16 protein-coding genes and 1 pseudogene are annotated in these 16,518 nt (G+C 71.6%); 5 read left to right on the top strand and 12 right to left on the bottom strand.

From position 1 onward, the window contains the following. Nucleotides 1–127: 127 nt before the first annotated feature. A complete protein-coding gene (dapD, locus tag GUY61_RS08275) occupies nt 128–1,123 on the bottom strand; it encodes a 2,3,4,5-tetrahydropyridine-2,6-dicarboxylate N-succinyltransferase (protein WP_166629416.1) in 996 nt (331 codons plus the stop codon). Between the two features lie 129 nt (nt 1,124–1,252). Then, nucleotides 1,253–1,575 (bottom strand): annotated as a pseudogene (locus GUY61_RS08280) (DMT family transporter). A gap of 286 nt (nt 1,576–1,861) precedes the next feature. On the opposite strand from GUY61_RS08280, the gene GUY61_RS08285 reads away from it, so the two are divergent. Both GUY61_RS08285 and GUY61_RS08290 read left to right on the top strand, forming a co-directional pair. Further along, complete coding sequence (locus GUY61_RS08285) at nt 1,862–2,866, top strand: hypothetical protein (RefSeq protein ID WP_166629417.1); 1,005 nt, start codon at nt 1,862–1,864, stop codon at nt 2,864–2,866. 300 nt (nt 2,867–3,166) lie between these two features. Beyond that, nucleotides 3,167–4,159, top strand: coding sequence for an AbfB domain-containing protein (locus tag GUY61_RS08290; protein WP_166629418.1), 993 nt, complete (start codon nt 3,167–3,169; stop codon nt 4,157–4,159). 133 nt (nt 4,160–4,292) lie between these two features. On the opposite strand, the gene GUY61_RS08295 is transcribed toward GUY61_RS08290, so the two are convergent. The 8 genes from GUY61_RS08295 to GUY61_RS08330 all read right to left on the bottom strand — a co-directional run bounded on the left by GUY61_RS08295 (nt 4,293) and on the right by GUY61_RS08330 (nt 10,912). Then, nucleotides 4,293–4,631, bottom strand: coding sequence for a metal-sulfur cluster assembly factor (locus tag GUY61_RS08295; RefSeq protein WP_166629419.1), 339 nt, complete (start codon nt 4,629–4,631; stop codon nt 4,293–4,295). After that, nucleotides 4,628–5,098 (bottom strand): Fe-S cluster assembly sulfur transfer protein SufU, encoded by a 471-nt coding sequence (sufU, locus tag GUY61_RS08300; protein ID WP_166629420.1) that lies wholly within the window; start codon nt 5,096–5,098, stop codon nt 4,628–4,630. The genes GUY61_RS08295 and sufU overlap by 4 nt, the downstream gene beginning before the upstream one ends. Nucleotides 5,099–5,110: 12 nt before the next feature. After that, nucleotides 5,111–6,379: a cysteine desulfurase gene (locus tag GUY61_RS08305; protein WP_166629421.1), complete on the bottom strand. Its 1,269-nt coding sequence runs from the start codon at nt 6,377–6,379 to the stop codon at nt 5,111–5,113. Beyond that, nucleotides 6,376–7,140: a Fe-S cluster assembly ATPase SufC gene (gene sufC, locus GUY61_RS08310; RefSeq protein WP_166629422.1), complete on the bottom strand. Its 765-nt coding sequence runs from the start codon at nt 7,138–7,140 to the stop codon at nt 6,376–6,378. The genes GUY61_RS08305 and sufC overlap by 4 nt, the downstream gene beginning before the upstream one ends. Before the next feature lie 7 nt (nt 7,141–7,147). Continuing rightward, entirely contained in the window at nt 7,148–7,474 is a 327-nt protein-coding gene (locus GUY61_RS08315) for a non-heme iron oxygenase ferredoxin subunit (RefSeq protein ID WP_166629423.1), read from the bottom strand. Continuing rightward, nucleotides 7,471–8,655, bottom strand: a complete 1,185-nt coding sequence (sufD, locus tag GUY61_RS08320) for a Fe-S cluster assembly protein SufD (protein ID WP_166629424.1) — start codon at nt 8,653–8,655, stop codon at nt 7,471–7,473. Before sufD ends, GUY61_RS08315 begins: the two co-directional genes overlap by 4 nt. A gap of 68 nt (nt 8,656–8,723) precedes the next feature. Beyond that, the gene (gene sufB, locus GUY61_RS08325) at nt 8,724–10,145 is read right to left on the bottom strand and encodes a Fe-S cluster assembly protein SufB (RefSeq protein ID WP_166629425.1); all 1,422 of its coding nucleotides are present in this window, start codon (nt 10,143–10,145) and stop codon (nt 8,724–8,726) included. Further along, a complete protein-coding gene (locus tag GUY61_RS08330; protein WP_166629426.1) occupies nt 10,142–10,912 on the bottom strand; it encodes an ArsR family transcriptional regulator in 771 nt (256 codons plus the stop codon). Before GUY61_RS08330 ends, sufB begins: the two co-directional genes overlap by 4 nt. Before the next feature lie 193 nt (nt 10,913–11,105). On the opposite strand from GUY61_RS08330, the gene GUY61_RS08335 reads away from it, so the two are divergent. The 3 genes from GUY61_RS08335 to GUY61_RS08345 are packed head-to-tail and all read left to right on the top strand — an operon-like array spanning nt 11,106 to nt 13,916. Continuing rightward, nucleotides 11,106–12,041 (top strand): ABC transporter ATP-binding protein, encoded by a 936-nt coding sequence (locus GUY61_RS08335; RefSeq protein WP_166629427.1) that lies wholly within the window; start codon nt 11,106–11,108, stop codon nt 12,039–12,041. After that, nucleotides 12,038–12,853 (top strand): ABC transporter permease, encoded by an 816-nt coding sequence (locus tag GUY61_RS08340; RefSeq protein WP_166629428.1) that lies wholly within the window; start codon nt 12,038–12,040, stop codon nt 12,851–12,853. The genes GUY61_RS08335 and GUY61_RS08340 overlap by 4 nt, the downstream gene beginning before the upstream one ends. A 34-nt stretch (nt 12,854–12,887) precedes the next feature. Beyond that, nucleotides 12,888–13,916, top strand: a complete 1,029-nt coding sequence (locus tag GUY61_RS08345) for a heme A synthase (RefSeq protein ID WP_166629429.1) — start codon at nt 12,888–12,890, stop codon at nt 13,914–13,916. A gap of 73 nt (nt 13,917–13,989) precedes the next feature. On the opposite strand, the gene GUY61_RS08350 is transcribed toward GUY61_RS08345, so the two are convergent. Both GUY61_RS08350 and GUY61_RS08355 read right to left on the bottom strand, forming a co-directional pair. Beyond that, nucleotides 13,990–15,156: an amidohydrolase family protein gene (locus tag GUY61_RS08350; protein WP_166629430.1), complete on the bottom strand. Its 1,167-nt coding sequence runs from the start codon at nt 15,154–15,156 to the stop codon at nt 13,990–13,992. Further along, nucleotides 15,156–16,517 carry a glutamine synthetase gene (locus tag GUY61_RS08355; protein WP_398954713.1) on the bottom strand — a complete coding sequence of 454 codons (1,362 nt, stop codon included), beginning with the start codon at nt 16,515–16,517 and terminating at the stop codon, nt 15,156–15,158. Before GUY61_RS08355 ends, GUY61_RS08350 begins: the two co-directional genes overlap by 1 nt. Between the last annotated feature and the right edge of the window lies 1 nt (nt 16,518).

Raw genomic sequence — 16,518 nt, forward strand, 5'->3', positions numbered from 1 at the left:
GGTCGGCGGCGGGGTCACGCCGGGTCATCCGGTCGCGGGCGCGGCGGCCGCCCGTGTTGACCGGCGGGAACACGAAGCGGCCGTGCCCCGGACGTGACGGGGACACGGCCGCGGCGGGCCCTGGGCCTCAGTTGTGGGCGTGGAGCACGTCGTTCAGACCGCCCCAGACCGCGTTGTTCGGCCGGGCCTCGACGGCACCGGTGACCGAGTTGCGGCGGAAGAGGATGTTGGAGGCGCCGGACAGTTCCCGGGCCTTGACGATCTGGCCGTCGGGGAGGGTGACCCGGGTGCCGGCGGTGACGTACAGACCGGCCTCGACGACGCACTCGTCGCCCAGCGCGATGCCGACGCCCGCCTCGGCGCCGATCAGGCAGCGCTCGCCGACGACGATGCGCTCCTTGCCGCCGCCGGAGAGGGTGCCCATGGTGGAGGCGCCGCCGCCGATGTCGGAACCGTCACCGATGACGACGCCCGCGGAGATGCGGCCCTCGACCATCGAGGTGCCGAGGGTGCCGGCGTTGAAGTTGACGAAGCCCTCGTGCATGACGGTGGTGCCCTCGGCGAGGTGGGCGCCGAGGCGGACCCGGTCGGCGTCGGCGATCCTTACGCCCTTGGGAGCCACGTAGTCGGTCATGCGCGGGAACTTGTCCACGGAGGTGACCTGGAGGTGCAGGCCCTCGGCGCGGGCGTTCAGCCGGGCCTGTTCCAGGCCGTCCACGGGGACGGGGCCGAGCGAGGTCCAGGCGACGTTGGCGAGCAGCCCGAAGATGCCGTCGAGGTTCTGGCCGTGCGGCTTGACCAGGCGGTGCGAGAGCAGGTGCAGCCGCAGGTAGACGTCGTGGGTGTCGAGCGGCTTGTCGTCGAGGGAGGCGATGACCGTACGGACGGCGACCACTTCGACACCGCGCCGCGGGTCCTTGCCCAGCGCCTTGGGGGCGGCCTCGCCGAGCAGTTCGGCGGCGCGCCCCTCGCTCAGGCGCTCGGTGCCGGCCGGGCCGGGCTCTGCTACCAGCTCGGGGGCGGGGAACCAGGTGTCGAGGACGGTGCCGTCGGCGGCGAGAGTGGCGAGGCCGGCGGCGACGGCGCCGGTGGTGCGCTGTGCGGTGGCGGTGGTGTCGGTCATGACGAAAACCTAACCGGCGGCGCCCCACCGGCGCGAACCGGTCTCACCGGCCGGTCCCGCCGTCCGGCACCCGGCGCCTCCACCTCCACCTCCACCTCCGCCGCCGGTCGGGGTCGTACCGGCGGGCCGTCAGTGCGCGCCCCCGAGGTTCAGCAGCACCACGCCCGCGATGACCAGCGCGATCCCGGCGGCCTTGGCGAGGTCCGTGGACTCGCCGAAGAAGGCGATGCCGATGGCGGCGACCGCGGCCGTGCCCGTGCCGGCCCAGATGGCATAGGCGGTGCCGACCGACATGGATTTCAGCGCCCGGGCGAGAGCAGCGAAGGCGATCAGATAGCCCACGACCGTGATGAGCGACGGCCACAGAGCCTGCTGAATCCGTCGCTGTACTTCATGGCCGTGGTCCCGGCCACCTCCGCCGCTATCGCCACGGCCGGCAGTACGTACGGCATGTGTACGGCGGTACGCATCCGGGCCCGCGGCCGTACGCGGAAAGCCACTTGCCCGCCCCGGCGCGCGACCGGATACGGTTTCCCGGCCAGGCGGGGACGGAAAAGACGCGGATGAGGTGCCGGGATGTCGTACGGGCAGGGGTGGGACGGTCGGGGCCAGGGGCCCGGACCGGGGCCGTACGGTCCGGGGCCGTACGGCATGCCGGCGGGCGGAGGCTGGGGCTGGGGGCCGCCCCCGCCGCCCAGACCGGGCGTCGTTCCGCTGCGCCCGCTCCAACTCGGGGACGTGCTCGGCGGCGCTTTCACGGCCATGGGCCGTTACTGGAAGCAGCTGTTCGGCATAGCGGCCACGGCGTACGGCGTGGCGATCCTCGTCTCGGGCCTCGCTCTGCTGATCGCCTGGTCCGCCGTCCGGGAGCACTTCGAGGCGGTCATCGACGTGGAGCCTCACGAGGATCCGTCCTGGGAGGACATCCGGCCGCTGATCGTCGCCTTCGTCGTGCTGTGGGTCGTGCTCGTGGCCCTGATGGTCCTGGCCACCACCCTGATCTACGCGTCCTGCCCCGCCGTGCTCCAGGAGGCCGTGCTCGGACGGCCGACGACGTTCGGCGCGGTCTGGCGTCGCGCCTGGTCGCGGGTACCTGCCGTGTTCGGCGCGGTCTTCCTCTCCGGGCTGGTGACGGCCGTCCCGGCGCTGCTGATCGGCGGGGCGCTCATCACGCTGCTCGTCGCCCTTGCGGAGCAGGCCACTCCCGCGACGGTGCTGCCGCTCGCCGTCCTCGGCATGCTCGCGCTGGTCCCGTTCAGCGTCTGGCTGTGGGTGCGGTTCTCCCTGGCTCCCTCCGTCGCGGTCTTCGAACTCCAGGGCCCGATCGCCTCACTCCGGCGCTCCGCGCACCTGGTGCGCGGCGCCTGGTGGCGGATCTTCGGTATCGCGCTGCTGGCGTTCTTCATCGCCTCGGTGGCGAGCTACATGATCCAGCTGCCGTTCAGCTTCCTGGGGATGTTCGCCAGCCTGCCGGGGACCGTCGGCGCGGGGCCCGATCCGGAACCCGCCGAGCTGCTGGTCTCGCTGGGCGCGTACTTCGTGTTCATCGTCATCGGGAGCATGATCGGCCAGATCTTCGCGGCGGTGCTCCCGCAGCTGATCCTGGGCCTGCTCTACATCGACCAGCGCATCCGGCGCGAGAGCCTGGACATCTCGCTGGCCCAGGCCGCAGGCGTCCCGCCGGCGGCGCCGCACGCACCGCCGCCCGCCGGACCGTCACCGGCCGGTCCCCCCGCCCGGTAGACCGGACTCCGCCCGGCCTCGGCCGCCCGGTCGTCCGGGGCGGGATCGAGGTACGGATCGGGCCGAACCCCGACAGGCCCTGACTCGGCGCCGCAACCGGCGTGCGCACGGGCGTGATTGCCCTGGATCCGGGCGGCCAAACAGCTGCCCGGAGATCGTCTCGTCCACTATTCTTTCACCGGTCGCGCACCGGGACTTCACGCGTCGTACCGTTCCGTTCGTCCGCGACCCCCCTCTCCTCATGTGCCGAGACACCCGACGGATCCGCGTGCGCCACCGGCGACGCTGGAGGAGTTGCGCATGCCTGAACAGAAGCGCGGGCCCGCCCACGCCCCGCTCGTCCGCCGCCCGGGGAGCGCGCTCGTCCGCACCGTCGCCCCCACCACGGCGCCCGATCCCGAGGATCTGCGGCTCTTCGCGGACAGGCCCCACCCCGCGCTGGAGGCGGGTGGCGGCGCCGGGGGCACGGACCGGATACCCGGGACGCGGCGGCTGTGGCTCGCCGGGGCCCTCGCCGCAGCGGTCCTGGTGACCAGCGTCACCGCGATAGCCCTGCTCGACAGGAATGCCGGCCACAGACCGGCCCAGGACCGCACCACGTCCGCCGCCGACGGCTCGCCCGTACCCGAGGCACTCCTGCCCGGGACTCCCGGCGAGGCGGTCGCGACACCGGAAGGGAAAGCCGGCCTGACGTCCCCTCAGGCGGACCGCACCCCGGCCTCGGGCTCCGCCTCTCCGCAGGACGGCCGCGGCGCGGATGCCAGGGCCTCCGCCTCGGCCCCCTCCTTCTCCGGGACAAGGACGCCGGGCAGGACGACGAGCCCGTCCCCCGGAGCCGGCGGAGGCGCTCCCCCGGCCTCCGCCTCGAAGAAGTCGGTCCAGTCCGTCAACTACCCCGACCGCCACTGGCTGGTGCACTCCTCCGGTGTCGGCCTCGACCCTGTGGGCCCGGGCAGTTCCGCCGGCAGCAGGCAGGCCGCCACCTTCACCGTGGTGCCCGGCCTCGCCGACCCCGGCTGCCACTCGTTCTCCACCGGTGACGGCCGCTACCTCCGTCACCGGGACTTCCGGCTGCGCGCCGACCGTGACGACGGCTCCACGCTCTTCGAGCAGGACGCCACCTTCTGCCCCCGCGCGTCCTCGTTCCCGGGCGCCACAATGCTGGAGTCCTACAACTACCGGGGCCGCTTCCTACGGCACTTCCGGTTCGGCCTCCGACTGGATCCGTACCAGCACAGCGACATCTACCGGGCCGACGCGGCGTTCCGCCTGGTGAAGGCCCTGGCGGGCTGACCCCCCGGCACGGACAGAGGGAAACGGGGAAGGCCCCCGGCAGCGTGTGCCCAGGGCCTTCCCCAGTCCCGTGATACGTGTCCCGCGATGCGTGTCCCGCGATATGTGTCCCGCGGAAGAACGCCGTACGGACTCAGACGTTGAACCCGAGCGCGCGCAGCTGCTCGCGCCCGTCGTCGGTGATCTTGTCCGGGCCCCACGGCGGCATCCAGACCCAGTTGATGCGCAGCTCGTTGACCAGGCCCTCCGTGGCGGACTTGGCCTGGTCCTCGATGACATCGGTGAGCGGGCAGGCTGCCGAGGTCAGGGTCATGTCGACGGTCGCGACATTGGCGTCGTCGATGTGGAGGCCGTAGATCAGGCCGAGGTTGACGACGTCGATGCCCAGTTCGGGGTCGACGACGTCCATCAGGGCCTCACGGAGTTCCTCCTCCGAGGCGGGCTTGGTGGTCAGGGTCTCGTTCTCGCTCATGCCGTCTTCCTCCCGGCCGCATCGGCCTCGCCCAGAGCCTGGGCTGTCGCGTCCTTCCACGCCATCCAGCTCAGGAGAGCGCATTTCACCCGGGCCGGGTACTTGGAGACACCTGCGAACGCGACCGCGTCCTCCAGGACCTCCTCCATGGCGTCGTCCGGCTCGATCCGGCCCTTGGACTGCATCAGTTCCAGGAACGTGGCCTGGATCTTCTGCGCCTCGGCCAGTTCCTTGCCGACCAGCAGCTCATTGAGTACCGAGGCGCTGGCCTGGCTGATGGAACAGCCCTGCCCCTCGTAACTCACGTCGGCGATGCGGGAGCCCTCGTACTTCACGCGGAGGGTGATCTCATCGCCGCACGTCGGGTTGACGTGGTGCACCTCGGCGTCGCCATCCCGCAAGCCCCGCCCGTGCGGGTGCTTGTAGTGGTCCAGGATGACTTCCTGGTACATCGAGTCCAGCTTCACGAGACCAGCCCTTCAGCCGAAGAAGTTCCGTACGTGCTCCAGCCCTTCGACGAGGGCGTCCACCTCGCCGGGCGTGGAGTACAGATAGAACGACGCTCGCGTGGTCGCGGGAATTCCGTACCTCAGGCAGACCGGCCGGGCGCAGTGGTGGCCGACCCGGACAGCTATGCCCTGCTCGTCGAGGACCTGGCCCACGTCGTGCGGGTGGATGTCACCGAGCGTGAAGGAGATCGCGGCGCCCCGGTCCTCGGCCGTGGTGGGGCCGATGATCTTCAGGTCCGGGACCTCGAGCAGCCGCTTCACGGCGTACTCGGTGAGCACGTGCTCGTGCTCGGCGATCCTGTCCATGCCGATCGCGGTGAGGTAGTCCACGGCCGCTCCCAGGCCGATGGCCTGGGAGATCGGAGGCGTGCCCGCCTCGAACTTGTGCGGCGCGGGGGCGTACGTCGAGGAGTGCATCGAGACGGTCTCGATCATCTCGCCGCCGCCGAGGAACGGGGGGAGGTCCTCCAGCAGCTCCTGGCGGCCCCACAGGACACCGATGCCGGTCGGCCCGCACATCTTGTGGCCGGTGAAGGCCACGAAGTCCGCGCCCAGCGCCTGCACGTCGAGCGGCATGTGCGGGGCGGCCTGGGAGGCGTCGATGAGGACGATGGCCCCGACGTCCTGGGCGCGCCGGACGATCTGCTCGACCGGGTTGAAGGTGCCCAGGATGTTGGAGACCAGAACGAACGAGACGACCTTGGTCCGCTCGGTGATGATCTCCTCGATGTTGGACAGGTCGAGCCGGCCGTCGTCCGTGAGACCGAACCACTTCAGCTTCGCGCCGGTGCGCTGCGAGAGCAGCTGCCACGGAACGATGTTGGAGTGGTGCTCCATCTCGGTGATGACGATCTCGGTCTCGTGGTCGACCCGGTAGGGCTCGTCCGCGAAGCCCAGCATGTTCGCCACGAGGTTCAGCGACTCCGAGGCGTTCTTGGTGAAGATCACCTCGTCACGGCTCGGCGCGTTGATGAACGCGGCGATCTTGTCGCGTGCGCCCTCGTACAGCGCCGTGGCCTCCTCGGCGAGGACGTGCACGCCGCGGTGGACGTTGGCGTTGTGCTGCTCGTAGTACTCGGACATCACGTCGAGCACCTGGCGCGGCGTCTGGGAGGTCGCCGCGTTGTCCAGGTAGACGAGCTTCTTCCCGTCGTGCAGGACACGCTCCAGGATCGGGAAGTCCTTGCGGAGCGCCTCGGTGTCGAGAAGGCCGGGCAGCGCCTGCCGGGCGGTCGTCACGCGGACACGCCACCCTTCGCGTAAGCCTCGTAGCCCTCTTCCTCCAGCTTGTCCGCGAGCTCCGGGCCGCCGGACTCGACGATCCGGCCGCCGGAGAAGACGTGGACGTGGTCGGGCTTGATGTACCGGAGGATCCGCGTGTAGTGCGTGATCAGCAGGGTGCCGACCTCGCCGGTGTCGCGGACCCGGTTGACGCCCTCGGAGACGATGCGCAGCGCGTCGACGTCGAGGCCGGAGTCGGTCTCGTCGAGGATCGCGATCTTCGGCCTGAGGAGTTCCAGCTGGAGGATCTCGTGGCGCTTCTTCTCACCGCCGGAGAAGCCTTCGTTGACGTTGCGCTCGGCGAAGGAGGGGTCCATGTGCAGGCGCGCCATGGCCTCCTTGACCTCCTTGACCCAGGTGCGCAGCTTGGGGGCCTCGCCGCGGATGGCCGTGGCGGAGGTGCGCAGGAAGTTGGAGACCGAGACACCGGGGACCTCGACCGGGTACTGCATGGCGAGGAAGAGACCGGCACGGGCGCGCTCGTCGACGGACATCTCCAGGACGTCCTCGCCGTCGAGGGTGACGGTGCCGCCGATGATCGTGTACTTGGGGTGGCCCGCGAGGGAGTAGGCCAGGGTGGACTTGCCGGAGCCGTTGGGGCCCATGATGGCGTGCGTCTCGCCCTGCTTCACGGTCAGGTCGACCCCCTTGAGGATCTCCTTGGTGCCGTTCTCGACCTCGACGGACACGTGCAGGTCGTGGATTTCAAGCGTTGCCATGGGTGCCTCAGGACTCCTGGGTGACGGAGACGAGCACGTCGTCCCCTTCGATCTTTACGGGGTAAACGGGGACAGGGCGCGTCGCGGGCAGACCGTCGGGCTTGCCCGAGCGCAGGTCGAAGCGGGAGCCGTGCAGCCAGCACTCGATGTGGCAGTCGTCCACCTCGCCCTCGGAAAGCGAGACGTTCGCGTGCGAGCAGACGTCGTTGATCGCGAACACCTCCCCGCCGGTGCGGACGACGGAGACCGGCGTGCCGTCGAGCTCCACCCGCTTCGGGGTGTCCTCCTCCAGCTCGCTGAGGCCGCAGACGCGTACGAAATCGGACGGGGTCATGCGACCGACGCCTCCAGTTCCGCATCGATCTTGGCGATCAGACGCTCCTGGACGTCCTCGACGCCGATCTGCTGCACCAGCTCGGCGAAGAAGCCCCGCACGACGAGACGGCGGGCCTCGTCGGCCGGGATGCCGCGCGACATCAGGTAGAAGAGCTGCTCGTCCTCGAAGCGGCCGGTCGCGGAGGCGTGGCCGGCCCCGACGATCTCACCGGTCTCGATCTCCAGGTTCGGCACGGAGTCCACGCGGGCGCCGTCCGTGAGGACCAGGTTGCGGTTGAGCTCGTAGGTGTCGGTGCCCTCGGCGGCGGCCTCGATGAGGACGTCGCCGATCCACACGGCGTGCGCGTTCTGGCCCTGCAGCGCGCCCTTGTAGGCGACGTTGGAGCGGCAGTGCGGCACATTGTGGTCGACGAGGAGGCGGTGCTCCTGGTGCTGGCCGGCGTCGGTGAAGTACAGGCCGAACAGCTCGGCCTCGCCGCCGGGTCCGGCGTACGTCACCCGCGGGTGGAGGCGGACGAGGTCACCGCCGAAGGTGACGACGATCGACCTGAACGAGGCGTCCCGGCCGACCAGCGCGTTGTGCTGCGCGACGTGGACGGCGGTGTCGTCCCAGTCCTGGACGGAGACGACGGTGAGCCTGGCGCCGTCACCGAGGACGTAGTCGACGTTGGCGGCGAGCACGGCGTCACCGGTGTGGTCGATGACGACGACGGCCTCCGCGAAGGCACCGAGCTCGATGACCTGGTGGCCGAAGGCGGTGCCGCCCTCGCCGTGCACGGAGATGCGGATCGGCTCGCCGAGGACGGCCTCCCTGGGCACCGAGACGACCGAGGCCTTCTCGAACGAGGAGTACGCCTGGGCGGCGACCCGGTCCACGGGCGTGCCGGCCCGGCCGAGGCGCGCGTCGTCACGGGCGACGGTCTCGACGATGACGCCCTCGGGGGCCTCCACCTCGACACGGACGCCGCCGCCGGTGGCGACGGCGGTGCCGTCGTGCAGCCCGCGCAGGCGTTCCAGCGGGGTGAACCGCCACTCCTCCTCACGGCCGTGGGGGACGGGGAAGTCCGCCACGTCGAAGGACGGGGGCGCACTCATACGCGTCGCGACGGTGGACTCACCGGCCACCGCTACGCTTCCGGAGGTGGTGCTCCCCGCCGGAATGTTCTGAGCCTCAGCCATGGCTGTAGTGGTTTCTCTTCCTACGTACGTACGTCAAAAGGTCGGGAACTGCTGGAGGGCCGGACGGGTCAGCCGACCGCGCCTTCCATCTGCAGCTCGATCAGCCGGTTGAGCTCCAGGGCGTACTCCATGGGCAGTTCCTTGGCGATCGGCTCGACGAAGCCGCGCACGATCATCGCCATCGCCTCGTCCTCGGACAGGCCGCGCTGCATCAGGTAGAACAGCTGGTCGTCGGAGACCTTGGAGACGGTCGCCTCGTGGCCCATGGTCACGTCGTCCTCGCGGACGTCGACGTACGGGTAGGTGTCGGAGCGGGAGATCGTGTCGACGAGCAGCGCGTCGCACAGCACGTTCGACTTGGATCCGGCCGCGCCCTCGCCGATCTCGATCAGGCCGCGGTACGAAGTACGGCCGCCGCCCCGCGCCACCGACTTGGAGACGATGTTCGAGGAGGTGTTCGGTGCCATGTGGACCATCTTGGCGCCGGCGTCCTGGTGCTGGCCCTCGCCCGCGAAGGCGATGGACAGGGTCTCGCCCTTGGCGTGCTCGCCCATGAGGTAGACCGCCGGGTACTTCATGGTGACCTTGGAGCCGATGTTGCCGTCGACCCACTCCATGGTCGCGCCCTCGTAGGCCACGGCGCGCTTGGTGACCAGGTTGTAGACGTTGTTCGACCAGTTCTGGATCGTCGTGTAGCGGCAGCGGCCGCCCTTCTTGACGATGATCTCGACGACGGCGCTGTGCAGCGAGTCCGACTTGTAGATCGGGGCGGTGCAGCCCTCGACGTAGTGGACGTAGGCGTCCTCGTCGACGATGATCAGCGTCCGCTCGAACTGGCCCATGTTCTCGGTGTTGATCCGGAAGTAGGCCTGGAGCGGGATCTCGACGTGCACGCCCTTCGGCACGTAGATGAACGATCCGCCGGACCACACGGCCGTGTTCAGGGAGGCGAACTTGTTGTCGCCGACCGGGATCACCGTGCCGAAGTGCTCCTTGAAGAGCTCCGGGTGCTCCTTCAGGGCGGTGTCGGTGTCGAGGAAGATCACGCCCTGCTCCTCCAGGTCCTCACGGATCTGGTGGTAGACGACCTCCGACTCGTACTGCGCGGCGACACCGGCGACGAGGCGCTGCTTCTCCGCCTCGGGGATGCCCAGCTTGTCGTAGGTGTTCTTGATGTCCTCGGGCAGGTCCTCCCAGGACTCCGCCTGCTTCTCCGTGGAGCGCACGAAGTACTTGATGTTGTCGAAGTCGATGTCCGACAGGTCGGAGCCCCAGGTCGGCATGGGCTTCTTGCCGAAGAGCTTCAGACCCTTCAGGCGCAGCTTCAGCATCCATTCCGGCTCGGACTTCTTCGCGGAGATGTCGCGCACGACATCCTCGTTCAGCCCGCGCTTGGCGGAGGCGCCGGCGACGTCGGAGTCGGCCCAGCCGTACTCGTACTTGCCCAGGCCCTCCAGCTCGGGGTGGGCAGTCTCCGTGGGGAGCGTCATGCGGGGTTCCTCCCGGACGTGCTTGAAGATGCTGTGGTGGTGGTCTTGGTGCCGCGGGGGGCGCCGCCGCCGCGCGGGATGAACGTCGTGCAGACCCCGTCGCCGTGGGCGATCGTGGCCAGGCGCTGCACATGGGTCCCGAGCAGCTCGGAGAAGACCTCGGTCTCCGCCTCGCACAGCTGCGGGTACTGCTCGGCGACGTGGGCGACCGGGCAGTGGTGCTGGCAGAGCTGCTCGCCCGCCTGGGGGCTGGGCGCGCTGCGTGCCGTGGCAGCGTACCCGTCCGCGGTCAACGCCCTGGCCAGCGCCTGCGCGCGGGTCTCCGGCACGGCGGCCTCGACGGCCCCGCGGTACTTCTCCGCCTGGGCCTCGACCCGGGCCCTGGCGAACGCGGCGACGGCCGCCTCGCCCGCCGCCCCGCCTCCGGCGCACCGGGCGATCCACGCGAGCGCGTCCGCGGCGAGGGTGTCGTAGGACTGGTCGAAGGCGTCCCGGCCGCTGTCGGTCAGGGCGAACACCCGGGCCGGACGGCCGCGGGTACGGGCGCCGTAGACCCGCTGCTCGCGTGCTTCGATCGTGTTCTCGGAGACGAGGGCGTCCAGGTGCCGGCGCACCGCGGCCTGGGTCAGCCCCAGGCGCTTCGCGAGGTCGGCGACCGTGGAGGGCCCGTGGTCCAGGATCGACCGCGCGACCCGGTTGCGCGTCGAGCGCTCCCTGGTCGCGAGCTCTTCCCGGTCCTCGTGCGGGACCCCACCGACGTTTTTCACAACACCATTGTTGCGTAATTCTCCGGGAAGCGACAAGCCGGGCCCGCATCCCGCCCGGGTGGCCTCGCTCACTTAGGGTTACCTAACCCGATCGGCCGCGATCACTCTCCGTGATCCCTGACCGCCGCCGGGCCGTGGCCCGATCCCCCACCCGTGTCCCCGGTCCCCGCCGCGCGTATCTAGACTGCCCGGCATGCGTAGCGACCCCGTCGTCCAGGTCCGGGGCCTGGTCAAGCGGTACGGACCGAAGACCGCGGTGGACGGCCTCCATCTCAGCGTCGGAACCCTCGGATCCGGGAGTGTCACCGCCGTCCTCGGACCCAACGGCGCCGGGAAGACCACCACCATCGAGATCTGCGAGGGCTACCGCCGCCCCGACGCGGGATCCGTACGCGTCCTCGGCCTCGACCCGGTCGCCGACGCGGCACGGCTGCGGCCCCGGATCGGCGTGATGCTCCAGTCGGGCGGCGTCTACTCGGGAGCCCGCGCCGAGGAGATGCTGCGCCACATGGCCAGGCTGCACGCCCACCCGCTGGACGTGGGCGCCCTCACCGAGCGGCTCGGTCTCGGCTCCTGCGGCCGCACGCCCTACCGGCGGCTCTCCGGCGGCCAGCAGCAGCGCCTCGCCCTGGCCATGGCCGTCGTCGGCCGCCCCGAGCTGGTCTTCCTCGACGAGCCGACGGCGGGCCTCGACCCCCAGGCCCGGAGGGCCACCTGGGACCTGATCCGCGACCTGCGCGCCGACGGCGTGAGCGTCGTCCTGACCACCCACTACATGGACGAGGCCGAGGAGCTCGCCGACGACGTCGCCATCGTCGACGCCGGCCGCGTCGTCACCCAGGGCACACCCGAGCAGCTGTGCCGCGGCGGCGCCGAGAACACCCTCCGCTTCACCGGCCGACCAGGACTCGACCTCGCCGGCCTGCTCAAGGCCCTGCCCGCCGACACGACGGCGGCCGAACTGACCCCGGGCGCCTACCGCATCAGCGGCAAGGTCGACCCCCAGCTGCTGGCCACCGTCACCTCGTGGTGCGCCCAGCACGGGGTCATGCCGGACCGCATATCGGTGGAGCGGCACACCCTGGAGGACGTCTTCCTGGAGCTGACAGGGAAGGAACTGCGCTCATGAGCGGCGGTACGAACACGAACACCCCCGGCACCCCCGCCACCTCCGGCACTCCCGGCGCGTATGCCCCGATGCCGGGGGCCGCACCGCTGCCGCGGATGATCGCCGCGCAGGCCGCCCTGGAGACGCGGATGCTGCTGCGCAACGGCGAGCAGCTGCTGCTGACCGTGGTCATCCCGGCCCTGCTGCTGGCCCTCTTCGGCACGGTCGACATCGTCGACACCGGCGAGGGCGAGGCGGTCGACTTCCTCGCCCCGGGAGTGATCGCGCTGGCCGTGATGTCCACCGCGTTCACCGGCCAGGCCATCGCCACCGGCTTCGAACGCCGCTACGGAGTCCTCAAGCGGCTCGCCGCCTCCCCGCTGCCGCGCTGGGCCCTGATGACCGCCAAGACCCTGTCCGTGCTGGTCACCGAGGTCCTCCAGATCGTGCTGCTGACGGCGATCGCCTTCGCGCTCGGCTGGTCGCCCCGGGGCAACCCGGTCTGGGTCGTCCTGCTGGTCGTGCTCGGCACGGCGGCCTTCTCCGGACTCGGCCTGCTGATGGCGGGCACGCTGAAGGCGGAGGCGACGCTGGCCGCGGCCAACCTGGTGTTCCTGCTGCTCCTGGTGGGCGGCGGGGTCGTCGTACCGCTGGACAAGTTCCCGGAGGCGGCGCAGTCCGTCCTCGCGCTGCTGCCCATCTCCGCGCTCTCGGACGGGCTGCGCGACGTGCTGCGCGACGGGGCCGGGATGCCCTGGGGCGACCTGGGGATCCTGGCGGCGTGGGCGGTGCTCGGCCTGGGCGCGGCGGCGCGGTTCTTCCGCTGGGAGTAGGCCGCCCGGGGCGGGCGGGACCCCTCGTGAACGGATGCACAAGCGCTCCGCTTACGATGGGCCCGTGCCGAACGTGACCCGGGCCGATCTGACCCAAGCCGTGCGAAACCCCCTCGCCCACATCGCCTCGCGCTGGACGCCGTCCCCCGTGACGGTCCGGCGGGCGGCCCTCTCCGCGCTCGTGATGAACGTGCTCATCGTGGTCACCGGAGGCGCGGTGCGGCTGACCGGTTCCGGTCTGGGCTGCCCCACCTGGCCCAAGTGCACCTCCGACTCCCTCACCGCCACCAGCGAGATGGGCCTGCACGGCGCGATCGAGTTCGGCAACCGCCTGCTGACGTACGTGCTGTGCGCGGCGGTCGGCTGGGCGATCGTCGCCGCGCGCTCGCAGAAGCCGCTCAGGCGCGGTCTGCTGCGGCTCGGCTGGGCACAGTTCTGGCTGGTCATGGGCAATGCGGTGCTCGGCGGCATCGTCGTCCTGGTCGGCCTCAACCCGTACACCGTGGCCGCGCACTTCATGCTGTCCACCGCGCTGATCGCGGTCGCGACGGTGATGTGGCACCGCACCCGTGAGGGCGACGCCCCGCCACGGCCGCTGGTCGGCGCGTCGGTGCGGCAGCTGGTGTGGTTCATGGTGGCGGCTTCGGCGCTGCTGATCCTCGTGGGCACCGTGGTGACCGGCGCGGGACCGCACGCCGGTGACTCGAGCGAGGTCGCTCGCATGCCGGTGAGCTGGGAGGACGTCAGCAAGCTGCACGCCGTCCTGGCGTGGATCGTGGTGAGCCTGACCTTCGCCCTGTGGTTCGTACTGAAGGCGGTGGACGCACCGCGGGGTCCGCTGCACCGCACCCGGGAACTCTTCCTGGTCCTGCTGGCCCAGGGCGCGATCGGGTACGTCCAGTACTTCACCGACCTGCCCGAGGTCCTGGTGGCCGCCCACATGTTCGGGTCCTGCCTGACCTGGATCGCGGTGCTGCGCGTGCTGCTGTCGCTGCGGGAGCGGCCGGAGAGCGCACCGGCCGCTCCCGATCAGAGCGGCGACCCCGAGCTGACGGCCGTCTGAGTCCGTCCCGCGGCGGCGGGAGACGGGGCCGGCCGGCCCCGTCCGCGGTCCGGGACGAAGTGCGGCCCGGGCGTCAGGCGTCCGGAAGCCGGTAGACACGGCGGGCGTTGCCCGCCGCGATCATCCCGGTGACCCGCCGGGCGTCCGGCAGCGACCACGCGCCTTCCTCGACCCAGCCGCACAGCAGTGACTCCAGCGCGGAGCGGAACAGCTGGGCCCCCACGACGTACAGCTCCGGCAGCGCGTGGGCGTCGGTGGAGAACAGCAGCTTACCGAAGGGCGTGAGCTCCAGCATCTCGCCGAGCACGGCCTCGGCCCTGGCCCCGGTGTGCGTCAGGGCGAGCCCCGTGTCGGCGTAGACGTGCGGGAAGACCGCCGCGAGATAGCCCGCCTGCCTGTGGTACGGGTAGCCGTGCAGCAGGACCAGGTCGCAGCCGTGGCCCTCGGTGGCCCTGACGAAGTCGGTGAGCAGGACCGGGTCCGCGTGGTCGAGCCGCAGGTCGGGGTCGCCGAAGCCGGTGTGCAGCTGGAGCGGCAGGCCGGTGGCGACGGCGCTCCACAGCAGGTGCCGCAGCAGCACCGGATCGGTCAGCCGGTCACCGGTCCCGCGGGCGGCGAGCCACTGCCCGGCCGCGCGCAGCACGGCGCCCGGGGCCGGGGGTTCCGGGTCGAGGGCGAGACCGTGCCGGTAGGCGGCCACCGACTTGAAGCCCGCCGCGCTCCGGGTGGCGGCGTGCACGGCCTCCGCGAGATTGCCGACGAAGGACCCGGCGCTGCCGGAGGTGTCCGCGACCTGCTCGGCGAGATGTTCCAGCCGGACGATCTCCCGGGCCGTTCCGCCGGCGGCGGTGGCCGTCTCGCCGGGGCCCGTGAGATCTCCGGGCAGCCCGGTGTCGACGAGGAAGGTGCCGATACCGGCGGCCGAGAGCAGCCGCCGGGCCGTCTCGTAGCCGCCGAGTTCGCGGCGCCTGGCCAGGTACGCCGCGGGCGAGGCGTGCGGTTCCAGGCCCAGCACGGGCGGGCACCAGCGGCGTACGGCGAAACCGGCCTGGGTGTCGAAGAAGGTGGTGCCGGACGCGGGCGCCGAGGCGGACTCGCTGAGGAGGGGCTCGAACGAGCCCAGGCCGAGTTCGGCGCGGGTGACGCCGTGGCAGTGGTGGTCGACGAGCGGCGGAAAGTCCAGTCGGCCCGGGCCCTGGTCGCCGTGCCCGGTGAACAGGCGGTCCGTGATGCGGTCCATCAGTACCGCCAGCGGGTGTCGTCGGTGATTTCCTCCGCTGTGCGGCCCTCGGCCGCCGCGTCCTCGGCGCGGCGCACCGCGAGGAAGGCGCCGTGCAGGACCTCGCCCATGGCCTCCTTGAGGAATTCCGCCCCTGCGAAGTGGTCGGCGGCCTCCCCGAGGCCGGAGGGCAGCCGCTCGGCGCCTGGCCGGCCCGCGGGGTCGCCCGCGACCGGCTCGGGCAGCCGCGCGCCCTCCGCGACGCCGGCGAGACCGGCGGCGATGACGGACCCCGCGAGGAGATACGGGTTGGCGGCGGCGTCCGCGCACTTGTACTCGGCGTGCCCGCCGTCGGGATCGGCCGGGTCGCCGGGCACCAGGCGCAGCGCGGCCTCCCGGTTCTCGACGCCCCAGCAGCGGTAGGCGCCGGCCCAGTGGGACGGGACGAGGCGCAGGGCGCTGGCGGGGGACGGGTTGGCGACGGCCGTCAGCGCGGGCAGCCGGTCGAGGACCCCTGCGAGGAAGCTCTCGGCCTCGGGGGCGAGCCCGTACCGGCCGCGGGGGTCCCGGTGCATACCGTCGAGGCTGAAGTGGAGGTGGCTGCCGTTGCCGACGGTGCCCGCGGTGAAGCGGGGCGCGAAGCTGGCGCGCCAGCCGTGCCGGGCGGTGACGGCCCGGACGGTCTCGCGGACCAGGACCACGTCGTCCGCGGCGCCGACGGGGCCGGCGGCGGGTGCGGTGGACACCTCGAACTGGCCCGCGGTGTATTCGGGGTGGATCTGGAGCACCTCGATGTGCTGCGCGGCGAGGGCCGCGGCGATGTCCCGGAGGTAGTCGGAGAGCTCGACGATGCGGGTCATGCCGTAGGCGGGGCCCGTGCTCGGGGGTTCCAGGCCGGGGGTGGCGACGACCCACTCGGTCTCGAAGCCCATGCGCAGGCCGATCCCCTGCGCGGCGGCCCGCTCCTGCATGGTCCGCGCGAAGCGGCGCTGGCAGCCGGGGTGCGGGCGGCCCGTCTGGTCGTAGCGGTCGACGGGCGCCCAGGCCCAGCCGGGCTGGGCGGCGAGCGGGACGAGTCTGCCGAGGTCGGGGAAGAGCCGCAGGTCGCCGTCGGGGCCGCCGAGGTGCTCGGAGGCGGTCATCAGATCGGCGGAGGTGTAGACGTCGAAGCAGGGCGACATCCCCACGCCGAACCGCGCGGCCGCCTCCAGCCGGGCGACGGGCACGGCCTTCGCCCGCACGATGCCGGCGTTGTCGGTCCACGTGAGCGCGACGACCCGCACCCGGGCCGCCTCCAGCCCGGCCGCGAGGGCCCGCGCGGGCTCGTCGGGCGGCGGCTGCGTCTCACCGGCCCCGGATGCCCCGGCGCGCCCGCCCGCCACG

Source organism: Streptomyces sp. GC420, from assembly GCF_009916105.1.
GTDB lineage: Bacteria > Actinomycetota > Actinomycetes > Streptomycetales > Streptomycetaceae > Streptomyces.